At 45.4% G+C, this 18,849-nt stretch carries 15 protein-coding genes; 4 read left to right on the top strand and 11 right to left on the bottom strand.

The features are described 5' to 3' along the window. Nucleotides 1-7 precede the first annotated feature (7 nt). The 10 genes from ppsA to J3998_RS06345 form a co-directional block, all read right to left on the bottom strand. Nucleotides 8-2,437, bottom strand: coding sequence for a phosphoenolpyruvate synthase (ppsA, locus tag J3998_RS06390; RefSeq protein ID WP_208148770.1), 2,430 nt, complete (start codon nucleotides 2,435-2,437; stop codon nucleotides 8-10). Nucleotides 2,438-2,636: 199 nt separating this feature from the next. Next, nucleotides 2,637-3,326 carry a class I SAM-dependent methyltransferase gene (locus J3998_RS06385; RefSeq protein WP_208148768.1) on the bottom strand — a complete coding sequence of 230 codons (690 nt, stop codon included), beginning with the start codon at nucleotides 3,324-3,326 and terminating at the stop codon, nucleotides 2,637-2,639. Nucleotides 3,327-3,415: 89 nt separating this feature from the next. After that, nucleotides 3,416-6,976, bottom strand: a complete 3,561-nt coding sequence (locus tag J3998_RS06380) for a UvrD-helicase domain-containing protein (protein WP_208148766.1) — start codon at nucleotides 6,974-6,976, stop codon at nucleotides 3,416-3,418. Next, a complete protein-coding gene (locus tag J3998_RS06375; protein WP_208148755.1) occupies nucleotides 6,936-9,848 on the bottom strand; it encodes a PD-(D/E)XK nuclease family protein in 2,913 nt (970 codons plus the stop codon). Before J3998_RS06375 ends, J3998_RS06380 begins: the two co-directional genes overlap by 41 nt. Before the next feature lie 217 nt (nucleotides 9,849-10,065). Continuing rightward, entirely contained in the window at nucleotides 10,066-10,998 is a 933-nt protein-coding gene (locus J3998_RS06370; RefSeq protein WP_208148743.1) for an HNH endonuclease, read from the bottom strand. Nucleotides 10,999-11,101: 103 nt separating this feature from the next. Beyond that, nucleotides 11,102-11,914, bottom strand: coding sequence for a hypothetical protein (locus J3998_RS06365; RefSeq protein ID WP_208148741.1), 813 nt, complete (start codon nucleotides 11,912-11,914; stop codon nucleotides 11,102-11,104). Nucleotides 11,915-11,924: 10 nt separating this feature from the next. Then, entirely contained in the window at nucleotides 11,925-12,977 is a 1,053-nt protein-coding gene (locus J3998_RS06360; protein WP_208148739.1) for a DGQHR domain-containing protein, read from the bottom strand. Nucleotides 12,978-13,237: 260 nt separating this feature from the next. Next, nucleotides 13,238-14,071 carry an MDR/zinc-dependent alcohol dehydrogenase-like family protein gene (locus J3998_RS06355; RefSeq protein WP_208148738.1) on the bottom strand — a complete coding sequence of 278 codons (834 nt, stop codon included), beginning with the start codon at nucleotides 14,069-14,071 and terminating at the stop codon, nucleotides 13,238-13,240. 478 nt (nucleotides 14,072-14,549) lie between these two features. Continuing rightward, entirely contained in the window at nucleotides 14,550-14,834 is a 285-nt protein-coding gene (locus J3998_RS06350; RefSeq protein WP_208148736.1) for a type II toxin-antitoxin system RelE family toxin, read from the bottom strand. After that, entirely contained in the window at nucleotides 14,824-15,084 is a 261-nt protein-coding gene (locus tag J3998_RS06345) for a type II toxin-antitoxin system Phd/YefM family antitoxin (RefSeq protein ID WP_243750628.1), read from the bottom strand. The genes J3998_RS06350 and J3998_RS06345 overlap by 11 nt, the downstream gene beginning before the upstream one ends. Nucleotides 15,085-15,324: 240 nt before the next feature. Between J3998_RS06345 and J3998_RS06340 the strand changes: the two genes are divergently transcribed. Beyond that, nucleotides 15,325-15,663 (top strand): DUF6172 family protein, encoded by a 339-nt coding sequence (locus tag J3998_RS06340; RefSeq protein ID WP_208148734.1) that lies wholly within the window; start codon nucleotides 15,325-15,327, stop codon nucleotides 15,661-15,663. 85 nt (nucleotides 15,664-15,748) lie between these two features. On the opposite strand, the gene J3998_RS06335 is transcribed toward J3998_RS06340, so the two are convergent. Next, entirely contained in the window at nucleotides 15,749-16,450 is a 702-nt protein-coding gene (locus J3998_RS06335) for a M48 metallopeptidase family protein (protein WP_208148732.1), read from the bottom strand. 55 nt (nucleotides 16,451-16,505) lie between these two features. Here J3998_RS06335 and J3998_RS06330 point away from each other — a divergent pair, with 55 nt between their 5' ends. From J3998_RS06330 to J3998_RS06320, 3 genes are all read left to right on the top strand, one after another. Next, nucleotides 16,506-17,477, top strand: a complete 972-nt coding sequence (locus tag J3998_RS06330; protein WP_208148731.1) for an RluA family pseudouridine synthase — start codon at nucleotides 16,506-16,508, stop codon at nucleotides 17,475-17,477. Beyond that, nucleotides 17,477-17,884 (top strand): HIRAN domain-containing protein, encoded by a 408-nt coding sequence (locus tag J3998_RS06325; protein WP_208148729.1) that lies wholly within the window; start codon nucleotides 17,477-17,479, stop codon nucleotides 17,882-17,884. Before J3998_RS06330 ends, J3998_RS06325 begins: the two co-directional genes overlap by 1 nt. 73 nt (nucleotides 17,885-17,957) lie before the next feature. After that, on the top strand, nucleotides 17,958-18,845 hold the full coding sequence (locus J3998_RS06320) for a 3'-5' exonuclease (protein WP_208148727.1): 888 nt from the start codon (nucleotides 17,958-17,960) through the stop codon (nucleotides 18,843-18,845). Nucleotides 18,846-18,849 lie beyond the last annotated feature (4 nt).

Here is an 18,849-nt window from a genome sequence, read left to right as displayed (position 1 = left end):
TAACTCACTAACCGCGTTTTTTCTCAGCCGCTAAAATCACCGGCCAAGTACTTAATACCGAATCCGGATTCAGACTCATAGTATCGATTCCACACTCAACCAAGAACTCGGCGAAGTCGGGAAAATCCGATGGCGCTTGTCCACATAGGCTGATGTGTTTGCCGTTACGATGCGCACCTTCAATTGCCCACTGCACCATTTTCTTAACCCCCGGATCGCGCTCGTCATAATCGAAGGCAACTTTTTCCGAATCGCGGTCAACCCCTAAAACCAGTTGAGTCAAATCATTGGTACCGATGGAAAAACCATCGAAGAATTCCGAGAACTCGTCAATCATTAAGACATTATTCGGAATCTCGCACATCATATAGACCTGCAAGCCGTGCTGACCGCGCACCAAACCGTTGGCCGCTAAGTTATCGATAACCGCACGTGCTTCTTCGACACGACGACAGAACGGCACCATCACAATGACATTTTCCATGCCCATCTGTTCACGAACCTGTTTAATCGCCTGACATTCCAGAGCAAACGCTGGTGCAAACTCTTCGTCGTTATAACGCGAAGCACCGCGGAAACCGAGCATCGGATTTTCCTCACTGGCTTCAAAAGCCTTGCCGCCAATCAAGTTTGCATATTCATTGGTTTTGAAATCTGACAAGCGTAGTACCACCGGTTTTGGATAAAAACCGGCTGCCAAAGTACCAATACCTTCACCCAGCTTCTGTACAAAAAATTCTGCACCGGAGTCATAACCGTCAATCAAATCAGCAATTTTATTACGCGCTTTCTCGGAAACTTTCTCTGGATGCAGAAGCGCCAAAGGATGCGCTTTGACTTCATTATTGATGATAAATTCCATCCGCGCCAAACCAACGCCGTCGTTCGGAATGGAATTCACACTAAATGCGATTTCTGGATTGCCGACATTCATCATCACTTCGGTTTTCGGCTTGCTCAAGGCGCTCAAATCGGTTTCAACAATTTCAAACTGCTGCTGCCCTTCATACACACGGCCCAAATCACCTTGCGCACACGAAATCGTCACCATCTGCCCTGTCTCGATTTTCTCGGTGCCACATTCGGTTCCAACGACTGCCGGAATGCCTAACTCACGGGCGATAATCGCAGCATGACAAGTTCGTCCACCACGATTGGTAACCAGTGCGGAAGCAATCTTCATGACCGGCTCCCAGTCTGGGGTCGTGATATCGGAAATCAATACCTCACCGGCTTGGAATTCATTCAAATGTTCTACCGAATCAATCACTCGCGCACGACCATAGGCGATTTTGCCGCCGACTGAACGACCGCTAACAATCGGCGTCAATTGCTCGACTTCCGGATTGATTTTGTACTGTTTTAAAACTTGCTGGCGTTTCTGCGAAGCGACCGTTTCCGGGCGCGCTTGCACAATAAACAACTCGCCGGTTTTACCGTCCTTAGCCCACTCAATATCCATTGGCCGGGCGGTTCCCGCCTTAGCACTGTAATGTTTCTCAATCTTATTGGCATAACCGGCTAGCTGTAAGACTTCTTTATCACTAACACAATAAGCTTGGCGCTCGGCAATCTTCGTCGGCACATTGCGCACCGGATTACGGTGATTGGCATCGGATGAGTAAATCATCTTGATTTTCTTTGCGCCCTTATGGCGTTTCAAAACTTTGCGAAAACCTTTCTCATAAGTCGGTTTATGCACATAAAACTCGTCTGGATCAACCGCCCCCTGTACCACGTTTTCACCCAGCCCATAAGCACCGGTAATCAACACCACATCTTTAAAACCGGTTTCGGTATCGATAGTGAACATGACACCGGAAGACGCTAAATCCGAGCGCACCATTAACTGCACACCAATCGACAGTGCCACTTCAAAATGGTCAAAGCCTTGGTCAATACGGTAGTGAATCGCGCGGTCGGTAAACAAACTCGCAAAACAGCGTTTACAGGCATCGACAAAAGACGGAATGCCGCTAATGTTCAGATAGGTATCTTGCTGACCGGCAAAACTGGCGGTTGGTAAATCTTCGGCTGTTGCCGAGCTACGCACCGCAAAAGAGACCTCTTGGCCATACTCATCCACCAATTGGTTATAGGCTGCAACCATTTCATGGAATAACTCGTCAGGAATTTGCGCACCGTAAATCGCTTCGCGCACCTGTGCACCGCGCATCTGCAAATCTCGTGGGTCTTCCGGATTTAATGCATCCAGTAAATCGTGCAACTTAGGCCATAGGTCATTGTGCTCGATGACCAAACGATAGGCTTCAGCGGTAATCGCAAAACCGTTCGGCACCGGAATGCCCTTCGGCACCAACTCCTGATACATCTCACCAAGCGACGCATTTTTACCACCGACGAGCGGAATATCTTCAATTCTTAGCTCACTGAAAAAACGGATATAACGGAATTGATTCGTATCTGAAACGGCCACAAGCACCTCCTGTCATCGTGTCGAACTTGGATGATTTAGGATACGCGCTTTTACGCTAAAAAGAAGAGAACCGAGTTAAGATTTCGGTGCTATTGGCATGCCACTTAAGTGAAATCAAAATTAAGGAAAATTCTAGAAAACTGTCGCTAATTAAGAGGTAGTGGTGGGCAAATAGATTTCATTGCCCACATCAAAATGATTAATTATTGACTGGCTTTTGTACGACAAGGCGAACCATACGTCCCATCGGTTCTTGTGAAACCACCTCAAAACCGACGCTTTCCAGCATGTAGATCAAGTCTTCGGCATGGTAACGGTTGTGCTCCAGAAAATGCTCAAAAACATCTTCAATTTCCGCATTCTCAACCGCTTCATTCCATAAACGGTTCTCAGGGAATTTATGATCCAGATAACTTTGCAACGGTTGGCGAACCAAATCGATAATGCACCAACAACCGCCCGGTTTTAGCCATTGATAGACCGATTTAAACAAACTAACCGGTTGCGGCAACTCGTGAATCAACATATTCGCCATCACCGCCGCAACCTGCCCAGGCGCGACCCATTCTTGCGGAGCCATTAAATCACCGCGCAAAAGGCGGCCGTTTTCCGGTAGTTTCATTCCCGCCACCAACATATACTCTGCAGCTTCAATCCCCAGCACTCGATTATGCGGATAACGTAACGCCAAATCATTGACGAACTGCCCGACGCCGGCGCCCAAATCCATCAACACATCATTTGGCTGAATAGCGGTTGCCACCTGCTCATTCCAGAACTCCCAAAACGGCACATCATGCCGACGCTCATAACTTTGAGTAATCATTTTACGTGCGAAATCGCCGTCACCACCGTGATGACGTAGAATTTGTTGTTGTGTTTTTTCCATAGAAACCTCCAATATTTTATTCTCAGAGCCCTTTTATGATGGGTTAACGTTCTAAAAAACGAGGATAATGTATCAACTTTTCGCAAGTTTTAACCATTTTTAAGCTCTACCCATTCATCAATTTCCGCTAAGTAGAGTACCCATTTTTGCGGACAGTTTTCTTGCGCTGCCATAAGATTGCCGTAACGTTGTAATTGCGGACGGTAGTATTCGCACTGTTCGGTAATGAAAGCTTGGCGCTTGTCGGCACTGTCACAATCCACGCAGGCAGAGGTCTTGTAATCGATAATCCAACGCGTGCCCTGCTCGTCAATCAAAGTGCGGTCGATAATATGCAGAGCGACTTCGCCTTTATCATCCAAAGACTGCAATTCGTACTCGCTTATCGCGTTTTGTTGATTTGCCGACAGCGCCCAACGCAGTTGCGGATTATGATAGGCATTACTTAAACAGCGTTGCGCTTTTTCCCAAGCACGCGTTTGTTGTTCGTTATCCAGCCCTTGTTGTGCCAGCCAGCGTTGTAAGAAATTTTCTTGGCGATTCAAAAAATCTTCAGCGATATTCTCGATACCTTGGCGCGCCCATTGTTCCAATAGCAAATGCACCAGATTACCGGCCGCTTTAGACACCAAATTCGCACCTTGCCAATAGGCTGGCGTAACGCTTTCCGGCTCTTCTAAATTTTCGGCTTTTGCTTCAACGCTATGCAAACTCTGCATCTTAAGCTGTGGCGTTTGAATATGCGGCCACTGCGAATAAACACCGCTATGTTCAAGCGGTAAGCGCGGCACCACGATTTCAGGGAATGCAACTTCTGATGCTTCTTCAACGGCCATTTCTTTGGTCAACTGTTGACTAATCGCCTGTTGCGCAGAAGCTTTTACTGCCGGCCACATCGCTTCCAACATGGTCCCTTTACCGGCTGAGAAACTCTGCTCATCGTCATCGGCTTTTAGCTTCAATTGCGCAAATAGATGCAGCTGCATTTTCGCTCGGGTGCAGGCCACATACAACAAACGCCCCAACTCATATTCCTGTTTCTGCTTTTCAAAACGGCGCAATAAACTGGTCAACGGCGATTTACTCGCACCTTTTTGATCCAACGGCGCTAACACCAACTGTTCTTGCCCATAGGTATCCATAAATTGGAACCACGACAGTAATTCCGGATCATCATTTCGCGGCAGTTTTTCCAAGCCCGGCAAAAGCACCGTATCGAATTCCAAGCCTTTGGATTTGTGCATGGTCATGATTTCAATCTGCTGGCTCTGCTCGGAGCTATCTGCCGCTGCGAACAAGGTTTCCACTGCTTCTTCCAACTGAGTTAAATCCAACGCTTGATGGTCAAATTCCGCCAAGGTCTGCAAATAACTGCGAACATTATCCAAGGCGACGCGATTCTCGACCGTTAAAGGCCCGTCCAGCAGTAACCACGTCTGTTCAATCACTTGCGAAAACGGCAAAACACCTAATTGCGAAATCGCCGCCTGCAAAACCGACCAAGCGCGTTGCAGACGTTGTTGCCCTTCCGCACTCAAGGTTTGCAAATCAATCACGCCCTGCGCGAATGCTTGGCTAATGCAGAAACTGGCGGTTTTATATGGCTTACTCGCTAACAAAGCGTGCAGGTCATGCAGATTCAAACCAACCAGCGGCGAACGCAATAACGCAATCCACGCAGCACGGTCTCCCAAATGCAACAAAGCACGGCTCAACGCCAACATATCTTGTACTTCTTGACGCTCTTGTAGCGTTTCCAACTCGACCGCACGGAACGCAATACCACGTTTTTTCAGCTCGGCGGCAATCGGTAGAAGATGCGAACGCGAACGCCCTAAAATGGCAATTTGCTTGCCACTTGCATCTTCCTGAGCGAACTCAGCCAAACGCTGCTCAATTAACTGCACTACTTTCGGCGCTTGCGCAGGTTCGGCAGAATCCGGGAAATGCCAATGATTAAAAACCGCCATGTCGGTATCATCGCGCAAGGTTAACGCCTTGCTGAATTTAACCGCGCCTTTGGCCATATCATCGTCTTTCGGCAACACCTGTTTAAAGGTGTCGTTGACCCATTGCACCACCTGTCTGGCAGAACGGAAGTTGACGGTCAGATTCAGCGGTTCAAGCGTCACCGGCCCGAATTGCCCCTTCCACGCTTTCAGGAAATTAGCGACTTCCGCCTCTCGGAAACGGTAAATCGACTGCATCGGGTCACCAACGATAAACAAGGTGCGACCATCATCCGGCTGCCAACCAGCGACCAATTTATTGACCAACTCATACTGTTTGGAACTGGTGTCTTGGAATTCATCAATCAATAAATGCTGAATTTGGTAATCCAGTTGCTGCGCCAAATCAGTCGGCTCTAATTCGCTCCCCAAGGCTTGCGACGCCGCTTGTGCGATTTCAATAAAATCCGCCTCGCCGCGTTGCTGGAAAACCAACTTTAAGTTGGCGGCACAGATTTTCAGCAGAATCATCAAACTCTGTAACGCTTGCCATTGCTGGTCGCTGTAGTTCGGGTCCGGTAAATCTTTCAATGCCGCTAAAGCGGTGACAATATCGCCGCTAAAATCAGCATCGCTAATGCCTTGTAGCACCTGCACCATCTGCTCTTTGCGTTCTTTGGCTTCGCCTTTACCGGCTGGAAAACCTTCGTTCTTGGTCAAACGACCACGCAGTTTTTTGCCGTCCTTGGTCAAAATCCACGACGCCAATTCGCGCCACGCCAAACTATCGTCGTCAGCAAACGGCCAACGACCACAAATCGCCGCTAGCTGAGGCTGATCGTTATGCTGCGCATACTCGGCAATCTCGCACACTTCCGCCAATAAATCACCAATTTTACTGACCTGTCGTTTTAACTGCTTAAGCTCTGCGGCAACGATTTCCTGCAAAGCCGATTCCAAGTGTTGGCGAATATGTTCATCGGTATCCTGCACATGCCCAAGCCACTGGTCACGCTTTTGCAACATCGCCACCAACAGATTCTGCGCACGCGCGTAGCGACCATTTACTAAATCCAGCAACTGCGCGATATAAGGCGCGAAATCTTCTTCCTGCAAAACTTGACGCACCGCTTCTTGATAAACCTTTTGCGGACGGTCACTTAAAGAAAGTTGCGCCCCCATTTTCGACAGCAACGGCATCTGCCCGACCAAAAAACTGTTAAAACCGTCAATGGTCTTAATGCGTAAACGGTTCGGATTTTGCAATAAGCCCCAACCCAATTCTTGGTCGCGCTCTAACGCCTTTCGCGCCAAACGCCACAGGTTTTTATCCATTAAGGCGCCGTTTTCCGGCCACGGCTGAATCCCGAAAGCTAAAGCCTTCATAATTCGCTCGCGCATTTCCGCCGCCGCTTTTTTGGTAAAGGTCATGGCGACAATCTGTTCCGGCGACTGCACTTGCGACAACAAACCGAGGAAACGCTGCGTCAATAACGAGGTCTTACCGGAACCGGCCGGTGCTTGCACAATAAAGGATTTAAACGGGTGAATCGCCAACTCACGTTCGGCACCGTCGGCCAGAGCCAAATCGGCTTCAACGGCGAATAGTTCTTGCACAGTCGGCATATTCTCAGCACTGAACGGCATGGCATTCTCTTGATTAAACATCAGCTTGCCCTCCAGCAGATTCGGCACTGGCATTTGATAATGCCTGCGCAATTTGCTGACGCACTTCCGGCAAACGCAACGCCAATTTTGCTTCAGCATATTGCACATCCGTTTCACGCGCGAACTGCATCTGCGCTTGGCCTTGTTGAATCTGCGCCGCCAAATCCAGTACTTCCGCTTTCAGTGAATTCAGCAAGTCGCCCCAATGCACCTGATAAAACGCCGAGTTCTCTTTTTCCGCCATCTGATTAAAAATCTGCACACTGCGTGCTTTCGGCAAAACGCCTTCATCTTCCGCCAAGGCGCTGAAACTCACACCGTCATCGGAGTGCAAAAGCCCATAACCGATGCCGCAAATCTCATCCGCCAGATTCTTGATTTTGGCACCATCGCTCTGTTCTTTAAGCTGCTCCAAAGCATGCAGATAAACCGCCAACTGCGGCGCTTGCAATGGCGTTTTCAGCAAATCGCCAATCGACGCCTTACCGGTCTTATAATCCAGAATCAGCGCTTGACCATCAACCGAATCGATACGATCGACCACTACCGAGAACTTAATCCCTGCCAGTTCGATTTCCACTTTGCTTTCGGTGCCGACATTGGCAAAATTCGGGCGTGTTTTTTCCAGCTCCAACCACTGTAAACACAGCGTTTTAATACGGGCTTTTTCCAATTTTAATAGGCTGTCATTTAAGGTATTGGCTACCTCGGCAAAGGCTTCTTCGATTTTCTGCTCGAGCAGTTCATCCAGTTCTTCGGCAGTTAGCAGCAACAATGCCGATTGATTGCCAAGCTTTTGCCACAGCAACTCCAACACACGATGCAATAACTGTCCTTGGTTGGTCGATTGCAGCGTTTCATCGATAATCTGCAAACCGTATTTGGCACCCAATCGATAATCGAAAAACGCCATTAACGGGCACTTGCTCTGCGCCCCCAAAATGCCACTGCCACCCGGTGCTTTCGAGCCGATTTCCAATTCCGGCCCTTGCGCATCGGCATGCCATTCAAGCAGTTGATTGTCGGCGACTTGGTTTTCCGTGTTATCCGGCACAGCTTGTGTAAACAGCTGTTGCGCCATGCTCTGATACTTCCGCGCAGTAAAACCGCCAGCATTAAACTCTTCTAAAAGTGGCGATGGCAATAATTCGGCTTCGCCGGAAAAACGCGGATAACTCAGACAAAGATTTTGAGTACAAGCCTGCAAACGTCGATCAATCTGCTGCGCATACAACAGTTCGCGCTGACCGTCGGCGCGCGGTAATTTATGTTCGCGTTGCAAATGCATCGGAATAAACGGATTCGGATTGGCGGCGCGCGGCCACGCTTGATCACTCAGTCCAAGCACCCAAAGCGCATCAAATTCTTGACCGCCGGCTTCCAGCATCCCCATGACCTGAATCGGCGGTTCACCCAAAGTTTGCGGTTGATGTAGTTGTTCAGAAATATAACGTTGCAATAAACTTAGCCACTGGCTGACATTCTGCTCTTGTGCCAAACCTTGAAAGCTGGCGAACTGATTGATGGCATTTAACAAAGCTTGCTGCTGCTGATATTCGGAACTGCTTAAGGTGCGCGAGCCTGGCCAACCGATTTGTTGCAAGGTGGTTTCACAAGCTTCAATAAACTGCGCCTGCGAAAGCTTTGCCGCTAGATTGAAAGTCACCAATTTTTCCAAAGCCTGCAATAATCCGGTCGGCAAAATCAATGGCAATAATCGCTCTTCATCTTCCAGATAATCGACACATTGATTGAGTAGCGACGGCAGACTGATTTGCGACCAGCCCAGACGACGCAACTGCATATCGGCCTGATGGCGTTTGATTAAATCGCCTTGCGTGTAAGGCGAAATCAGCCAGCGACTCCAATCCGAAAAACGACAGGTTTTCTGCGGCTGCAGAAACAGCTGCAGACACAAAAGCGCATTTTCCACCAACGGCACTTGATGTAAAGGCTGACCAAGCGAGAGGTTATAAAGTTTATTGGCATTGCCGAGTAAATCCGGCTGCTGCGCGCCCAGCGCAGTGAGAAAATCATCCAAGGTGGTTTGCAGTAGCTGTTTGTATTGCTGCATTTCCGGTGCAATCACACCGATTTTTAAAGCCTGTGCCGAATCCTTGCAATTCTGAATCTGCTGCCAAGCCCACAGCACCGCTTGCTGCACTTCATCCTGCATATCTTGTGCGGCATAAAGTTGGCTGTTCTGAGCGGTATTATTTTCCGCAATCTGTTCCTGTTCGATTTGCACACCAGCTTGTTGCATGATGTTCAACCAACGCTGCATATTCGGGCTGAAATCATCGAAACCGTGCAAGCTGATAATATTCGGCAATAAACCTTGAATCGCCTGAGGCTGTTCGCTAACCAAATTTTGCATTTGCGCCAAAGACGCTTTCATCAACTGCTCCGAATCCAACCACTGATTTTGTTGCAAGCGCTGCTGATAACGGTCGCTGACCGCTTTGAAAAGTTGCACTTCCGGCGACAAGAAAGAATCATCCAACCACTCCTCTTGCAGGTATTCGATGCTCAAATTCCATGCCTGATAAAGCTGCTTGGCGGTCTGCTGCGGATTCAATAACTGAATCTCGTCCGGGTTTTCCTCACGCGCTTTTAACTCCGCATGCAACGCCTGCTCAAAACACCACTCCGCTTCAAAATCCGACAATAATCGGCGGTAATTCAAATCATCCAAACCGGCAAAAGCGATACTGTCGCGCCACTGCTGCCACCAGTTATTAAAGGTCATCGCCTGCAAACTTGGTGCAACCAATTGATATGGATTATCGTCGTTTTGGAAAGTGTTGCTTTGCCATGCACGCAAAGCCTTCTGTTTTAAAGCTGCCGCCAGGCGATTATTGGCGCATAGATGAAGAGTGTTTTGATTGGATTGAATTGGAGTCATTCGATTCCTGCATGTGATTGAGCGAGTGATTGAGAATATGCAAAAGCAGGAAGTGATTCTAAATCATTTTGTGGTTTTGGCTAGGCAAGAAATCCCTCGTTTATTGCGATACTCTGCATAAACGTAAAAGCAATCGAGCCTATACCCAATATTTAAAAAAGGGTAGCGTCCTCTTTTCCGGCGCCGTAGGCGCGAAGTTGATGATTTGTTAGGTCTGCTATACATCTATGCTTCTTGGTATTCTGTTATTGTCCATATTGAAAATATCGTGCAATGGAGATTTCGGTATTCCCATAACTAAAGGTGTTGCTGTGATGATATGCCCGTCATAGTCGATAGATTTAACCATGGCTAAGCCAGAGAATTTATTTTGTCCTCCAGAGGGCGAAAAATCGCAAAATGCAGTTGATGTAGTAATCCACATCGGATCAACTATCATTATCAGCTTCCAATTTCCAAATTTTTTGTAAACCTGAGGGTCTTTTGTGACATCACCTTTCAAATAGTTCGAGTAGTCAATCGTTCTGTCAGGCCAGGGGGCATTTTTGGTGCGGAAGCGGTCGTTAAATTTAAAGAGCATACCAATCTGTTCTTCGCATGGGTCTGAGAAGTCTGGCATCTCAATAACTAGAGGATGCATTCGTTCAAGCAAACCTTGATAAGCAAGCATAACGCCTAGAAGCTTTTCTCCCAAGCAGTGAAGCCCTCTGCTTGTATCAATATCATAAGTTACCATTTCCTCTGACATTGCAGAGAGAATGGTCAGTCTTGGGATATTTAAGTAGTGCAAGCTTGCAAGATTACAGTCCCATGACTTTGAAATAGATAACTGACGAACAATCCAGTCAATATGCTTGATTTTTATTTCAGCAAGCCGTTCAGCTGGAAATAGCTCTGGGTGATCATCGACGTATTTGTGATGTTTTCTACATAGCAATAAAAGGTTATTTGGCAAATCCAACTCTTCTAGAGGGATATTTGGATTTGCTCTTGGTCCTTTTTTCCCTTGAGCGAATATATGGCAAACCTCACCTACTAAGGATTCATGAATGCCAGAATCTTCAGAATAAATTAGCTGCTCCTTGCAGTGCGCACACCTTGCAGCAGATTCACCCCATACTTGTATTCGTGTTTTTGGTGATACAGCCATGATATTCCTTGTGGTGCTTAATGGGGGGGCGATAACCTGCGTGGCTTCGCGCACGGAAAATTTTAATTTTTCGGGTGTGAAACACGTCAGGTTGATTGCATTGTTAGCGCCGACCAAAATCATATAAAGACTTGAATATTTGGCTTTGATTCAGCTGGGAACCTTTAATCAATTTTTCTATCTCTGCTTGTTTATCTCTAGAGATAGGTTCAAAGTCAATAAAGCTAGACAGCTGATTTCTAACAGCCAAGGCCAGCTTCAGTGGCGCGGCAAGACTACAGTGATCTTTATCAAAACAATATACGTGAGCATCATCATTTAAATAAATTTCGATTTGTCTTTTAATTTTGTTTTTATCAAAGACACTATCAAAAAAGTATTTATTAACAGGCTCTGTAAATTCTCTTTCTCGATAATTTATCTGATTTCTTAGCTCCATTAGCCACTCGTATATATTTTTTCCATCTACAGTGTTGGATTGAAGTATATCGGAATCTCTGAAAAGGTTAATGTATGTCACAATGGTGGTTTTATGATCTCCACTGATTCTTTCTCCTTGATAATTTCCCAGATCTCTCCGCTCAGGGGACTCGTTATTAACAAGCTTGAGAGTGTATATACCTTTATTCTTGAGGAATGCATATTTATCGGTGGCAAGCGAACATCTTAAGAAGAAGAAAACGGCGTAATATAGTTTTATTGCCGACCAAGAATGGCGACCTTCACACAAACCATTGATTGCCTCTGCTAAACTTAAAATAGCTTTGAAATATATATCCGCAGAGTCCTTTCTTAGTTCCGATAATAAGATCTCTCGATTAGAATCAATTACTTTATAATCTTTAAATTTTTGTAGATAGGAATTCCATTTCGTTAAATCTGTGCATCCTATTTCTAGCTCAATTGCTGACTGCACTCGGAACCGCTTAAAATTCATACTGATCCTGTGCTGGCAAAGATTTCAACAGATTTGCTTCAAGTGCATCTTTCACTTTTTTCCGGCTTGTTTTTCCGTCCAACCCCTTCAAATCATCCCACGTCAAAATGTCTTCGGATTCAAACGAGATAACCTTGTTCATTGTATCCACCGAAAAAGAGCCTTTTTCTGCACAACGCTGAATCAAAGAGCCAGTTAAAAAGTCAATAGCGCCATTAAATCCGGCTGCTTTTAAGAAAGGGTTTTTCGTTTTAGATGTCCAAAGTTTCTGTTCGCTATAAAATGATTTAACGCTTTTAAAAAAGTTGGTAATAACGACACGTTGATGATCAAGAGTGGTTAGTTTATATACGCCGAACGTTCCTCCAGGCTTAAGATGCTCTTTAATCGAAGAAACAAATGTCGACAATTCAATGCTTCCTACACCACGAGGTGAGCCAGGAAACTTTATCAATTTATATAGAGGTGATTCAGGATCATCGTTTAGGTGCCGAGCAATATCGGTAGATCTATTAACAGCGTGGCTTTCATCATCTATGACCTCTCCGAATAGATCATACATAAGACTTTTAGGTACAGGCTTCTGTTCCGTGTTGATATTGAGAAAAATCTCAGCAGCTTTCTGAGTGCTTAGATTCATACAGAGAGTAATAATAATATCTCTTTCACCAACGGATTCATCATCTTCCATTGCCGCCTCAAACCCAGCAATACGATGTTGACCATCAATTACTTGCGCACTTGAATTCATAATCGGTAGCTCGATCAGGCCATCGTTAAACGTTGGCGCGTAGTTTTCGTCCGTCCAATTAAGAATAAATGAATTAAAAAAGGTATGACCGCCTAAAATAAACTCCTTAATATCGCTTATTCTTCTCTTATTGAGAACACGTTGTACCGCGCCATCAACTTTATCAATCCCTCGTACTGCTACGTAATATATAGACATCAAATCTTTTACCTTCATTGTGAACGTAAAAGTAGGAGTGTCACCAAACCTCGCTTCTAAATATTGGAATTTTTTCTTAGTTACTCCATCCATCGAATGGACTCCTTTAATTGTATGATGCAAAATAGCTCTAACGGGGTGGCGATAACCTGCGTGGTTTCGCGCACGGAAAATTTTAATTTTTCGGGAGTGAAACACGTCAGGTTGGTTGCATTGTTAGACTGCCGCAGGCGGTCTGACAAGGGAATCTATTAGCGCCACCCCGTTAGAGTCGACCGCCCTGCGGTCGGCTCTAACGCCCAGCTCAGCGGGCAATTGAAGCGCAGCGTTAATTGATCCGCTGCAGCTGCTTGTTAAATGCCGTTTGACTCATCTGCCAGTTGGTTTTTCTTCTTTAGCACACATTGCATTGGGACGATTTTGTGTTGGCCGTCGCTGTATGAAGAGAAGAACCCTTCAAGCACTTTCCCGTTATTAGTTAACATCAAAGAAAGTGCCCCTCGATCAATGTGATCTCTATTACATGTTTCATAACATCCAGACAAGATAAGATTTTTAAAACTACCACCAATATTGTATGTATGAACTTTACTGGCCCCACCAATTTCAATAATTCGCCCGCTTATCTTGTGGCCAACCCTAACGAGTTCTACACGAACAATAATCGGCACTGACCCAATGGCTATTTTTATATGCTTTTCTTTTTCATCAGCTTCAGGCTTACTATCTTGATCGTTATGTAAAATTAGCTCAGCACTAACCTCTTTTTCTCCACTTTGATCTGCTACGGAAGATGAGGGAATGGGTTCTCCACGATCAGCCTTTCTCTCAGTTCGCAACTTTTCTTGAAATCGACGCCAGGCTGCTCTTTTGGCTGCGCGATCCAAGTCTTCTAGACCTAAGTAAGGGATCAGTATTCCCGACCACTCACCTTCAATGCAAACATCTTGATATAAGAGATTTTCAAACCAAGGTTCGATGTTTTTACGCCACAAAATGGCAAATACAAATAATAGAAGGGCAGTTATTAAACCACTAACAATACCACCTGCCAAAGAGTCGACTATTTTAGATGAACTACTTGCCAGCCCATTCAGATACCACCAAAGAAAGACACCCGAAACAATCAGAATAAAGTGTGGGAATATTTTCCATAACATGGAAGCAAAAGCTTTCAGATATTGCACTATTTCTCCTTAGGCATTTAACATTTAGTATCAGGCACTTTTGCCTTGATACACTCTCTTGAATAGATAATCGGGCATCTTTTACCGATTTAGATGAAAAGGTAGTCAATTTGACAGTCTATACTCTATTACAAGAAAAACTGTTCTTAACGCTTAGCTTTTCACTGACCATTTTTTTCAAAAAAACTATAGTACCTAAAGACAAGAAACAAATCCAAAAAAGTTAACTATTCCAGCGATATAAAAGGTTATTTAATTATATAAATTAATGCATTGGCATATAGAGCAAAGGTAGATTTAAGAAGAACTCGACGCCCGAAGGGGTAAGTCGAGAAATTTGGCTAAGCGGTGTTGTCCGTTTTTGTCAGGTCTAAACATGACGGCAAACAACGTCTTGCTTAGCCTAAATTTTACTTTGCCTGAAGTCATTTGGACTTGTTCTGCTCTTCCTTAGAAAAAATAAGGAGGGAAAAGCAGTTTAAACTCTCGATTTCGCCGTTTTATAGACCTGATTACGGTCTCGTTTTCCAACCGCTATGACGGATACAACCAGCTCATTTTCGCGAACTTGATAAACTAGACGATAGCCGACGCTACGCAGTTTGATTTTATAACAATCCTGCAAACCGCTTAATTTTGCCGATTCAATGTGTGGGTTTTGAAGACTCTCTTTGAGCTTTTTGCGAAAGACTTCTTTGACCGTTTTATCGAGCTTTTTCCACTCTTTCAAAGCATCTTCTTTGAAGGTCAGTTTATATGGCATCAATATCAACTTCGACTTCAGCTTGATTCTCACGCTCTCTAACCAATGCGGCTAACTCTAAGTCCTCTAAACGCTCCATTAATTGTTCATAAGCGTCAGCAGGAACGGCATAAAAGACAGGTTGGTTTCGATTCAGGATTGCAACAGGAAAGCCCTCTCCTTGTTGCAGAACAGCCATCGGGTTTTTCTTTAACTCAGAAATCCCGGCACTGATATTACTGAGAATGGGGTGCGTGATTACAACAGACATTTAAAAGCCCTCTTAAAAATCTTTTAACAGGTTTATTCTAGCATTCTAATTTAGAAAGAATTGTAAAAACAAAAACTTAGGAACTCAAAATTTTCATTCGCTGGCTATCATGAATTTCGAGAGTGCGCCAGTGCTTCTAATAACGCAACTCCTAATTTTTTACCGCGCAACTAATTTAACGCTGACGAGGATGATAGAAACTGCTCTATAATCCCCTCTCAACTCAATCTAGAGAGCATCATGAAAAAGACTTTCCAACTCACACACGAAAAAATTCAACCGGCGCGTTTAACCGATGCCATTAAGCATGAAGTTAAAAAATACATCAAACGCGAGCGCCGTCTTGCCTTACCGGCAGATGCGGATTTCTGGGCGTTTAAATGTAAATACGGTGCCACAGCGGATGACTGCATAGAAATTCACGAAGCGGAAATCAATAAGTATATCGATAAGTCGTTAGCCGACAATCTGACGAGCTTTTATCTTGAAGTCATCGCTCAGCCAGCAACTCGCAGCAAGCGACCAGAAACGTATCAAGATGCTAACGATGACTTTGATGACGATTTCGACGACGAGTAAGCTCTCTATCATCTAAATGCCTATCCCCCATCTGAACGCTGAGCCTGATTGCTCAGTGGTTCAGGTTCAGCACTATGCTTTCACCTTACTTCGCTAAAAACTGCATCATTTGATTGCCACTTTGTTGCAGATAAACCTTGGCGTTCGGAGTTTCAGGATAATGCTGTTGCACCAGACTCCAAAAATCTCGTGAGTGGTTGGGGTGAACGAGATGGGCAAGTTCGTGGACTATCACATAATCGACCACCCATTCCGGTGCTTGCAGCAGTTTCCAGTTGAATTGCACCAGTCCGCGTTGGTGGTAGCAATTTCCCCAGCAGGATTTATAGTTTTTGACTTTGATTTGTTTCGGGCTAAGTTGCATCTGCTTGGCATAGAACCTGACTTTAGGAAGCAGATAGTCTTCCGCTTCTTTAATCAATTGCGGTTCCAATTGTTCCAACGCTCCATCAATCAGGCGTTTCTCACCGAGCCAAGAAAATTCCAAACCTTGTCGCTGCTTTGTTGCTTGCTGTTGCTTTGCCTGAATAGCTGGCGAATGCTGCTCGATAAAACGTTCAAAATCGGCTTGTGACTGCGTAAGCATCTGCTCGACCTTTTTCAAGGACGCTTTTTCCGGACAATACAGACACCAGCCTTCGACAAGATGTTTTAACGCAAGAGAACCTGTGCGGCGCGTGTATTTAATCGGAATCTTTTGTATTGAGCCATTTATCGACAACGGCCAACTCTGCGGTTTTGGGCGTCGCGATAGGCTTTGCTTAAGCTTTCTGGCAAAATGCGACATTGAACTCCTAAAAACCACGATGAAACGAATCAATAATTGGACATTATAGTAACCGATGAGCCTGCCAAAAGAAGAGTTAAACACGCAAAAGACCTCAGCTGGCGATAGCGTTCAGCAGGCGCAACAAAGCACTCAGCACTTTACTGTCCAAGCTACGGAAACTAATCGAAATGCCATGGACTTATTGGCTACCGAAAGCGGTTTTAGCAAAGCGAAATTAAAAGATTTAGCGCAAAAAGGCGCGGTTTGGCTGAGTCAACAGAACGGAAAAATCAACAAGGCGCAGCGATTACGTCGTTTAAAACGCGAGCTTGCGGACAATCAACAAGTCGACCTGTATTTTCATCCGCAGTTGGATGCCATGCCACTTCTCTATGCCGAAAACCCGGCACAGTTAATTGCAAATTTTGGCGATTATTCAGTGTGGCTTAAACCTCGAGGCATGATATCGCAAGGCAGTAAGTTTGCCGACTTCCAAAGCCTGCCGCGCTGGATTGAATTACGCTCGGAAACGATTTTTGGCAAGCCTCGCCAGTGTTGGCAAATCCACCGTTTAGACCGTGCTACCGAAGGCTTGATGTTGATTGCACACAGCAAGAAAGCCGCCGCGCAATTAACTAATCTTTTTGAACAAAAGCAGATTCACAAAACCTATTTAGCGGTGGTTTGGGGAGTTCCTGAACCGACTGAATGGACGAGCCAAGAGCCGATTGATGGCAAAACGGCAGTGAGTCATTTTAAGCTACTCGCCCATTCCGAGCTGAATCAGCACAATATCAGCTTGATTGAAGTGGATATTGAAACCGGCCGTAAACATCAAATCCGTAAACATCTGGCGGCGGCGAATTTACCGATTATCGGCGACCGTTTGCATGGTAACCAAGCTCTCAATGAATCGCTGAATCCACAGCCGGATTTACAGCTGTCAGCCTATAAATTACGCTGGATTTGTCCGCTTGAGAATATCGAAAAAACCATTCAATTAAGCGATGAACAGTTAACGCTTATCACCAAGGAAACGCACTAATGCAAGTCAAACTGCGCTTTCCGATTAAAGGGCTGTATTACTACAGTGCCGAGCAGTTATTTGATTTACAGTTGATTGAAGCGCACCGCCATCTGACGATTGAATTGGAACCGGATAACCGTTTTGATGCTAATGCGATTCAACTGTGGTTGCGATTACCTGAACAGAATTTTCTGGTCGGTTATGTACCGCGCCAGTTGGCGAAAATTATTCGTCACGCTTTAAACGAACAGCAAATCCTAAAACTGGAAAACCGCATCAGTTGCGCCAATCGTATCGGCAAGTGGATGGAGATTGAACTGGAATTAAATATTGACCTCGGCTGGCAAGACGCCATGAGCGCAATGCTGTTTGCACTTTGGTTACGACAGAAACATAACTGGCAGAAAATAAAGAAAAAGAAATGAGAAGTTTTTGCCAAGGCGCAGACAATCTGCCACAATTTTGACCATCACAATTTTAAAAATCTAAAGAACCACCATGAGCGAAACCAATCCTGCCCTAGCGCAATGTGCGCAGATGTTAAACCAATCCGACGATTATCAAGTTTTACGCAAACTCAAAGCGACCGAGCAATTCAATCCGGCGCAACCGCATGATGGTTTTCATCATGTCTGCGTGATTGATACCGAAACCACGGGGTTGAATACCGCCGAATGTGAAATCATCGAATTGGGTTATCAGATTATCGAATTTGATAGCCAAGGGCATTTTTATCGCGTAGTGAAAGCGAAAAACTTTTTAAACGAACCGGAAGGTGAAATCACACCAGAAGTGACCAAAGTAACTGGCTTAACCATGGACGATGTTAAGGGGCAGCAAATCCCATGGGATCAAGTGGTCGACGATATTCAAAACGTACAACTTTGTGTGGCGCACAATGCCGGTTTTGACCGCCCTGTTCTGGAACGCTACCAAGATGTCTTCGTTAATAAAATCTGGGGCTGTTCAGTGGTGCAGATTGACTGGGATAAACTGGCTGATGTCGGCTCGAAAAGCCAAGAGTTTTTGTGTTGGAAAGTCGGGCAATTCTTCTATGGCGCGCACCGCGCCTTGGATGATGTACAAGCGTTATCTGAATTATTGTCACAACCGGTCGGCGAAGCGAAAATGCCAGCCTTCCATTATTTACTAAAGAAAATCCGTATCGCCAAATCCTTGATTCAAGCGACCGGCGCGCCGTTTGAAATCAAAGACCAGCTACGCAGTCGCGGTTATCGTTGGGATGCGTCGCAACGTGTCTGGAAGAAACTGATTGATGATGACCAATTGTCGGCTGAACAGGCGTGGTTGAATGAAAACAATACCCCAAATCCAACGGTGATTAAATTGAAAGCGACCGATACTTTTTCTATACGCGCTCAATAAAACT

The sequence above is a fragment of the Thiomicrorhabdus marina genome, from assembly GCF_017571465.1.
GTDB lineage: Bacteria > Pseudomonadota > Gammaproteobacteria > Thiomicrospirales > Thiomicrospiraceae > Thiomicrorhabdus > Thiomicrorhabdus marina.
The sequence above is the reverse complement of the archived record's forward strand: the minus strand, read 5'-3'. Positions and strand labels throughout refer to the sequence as shown.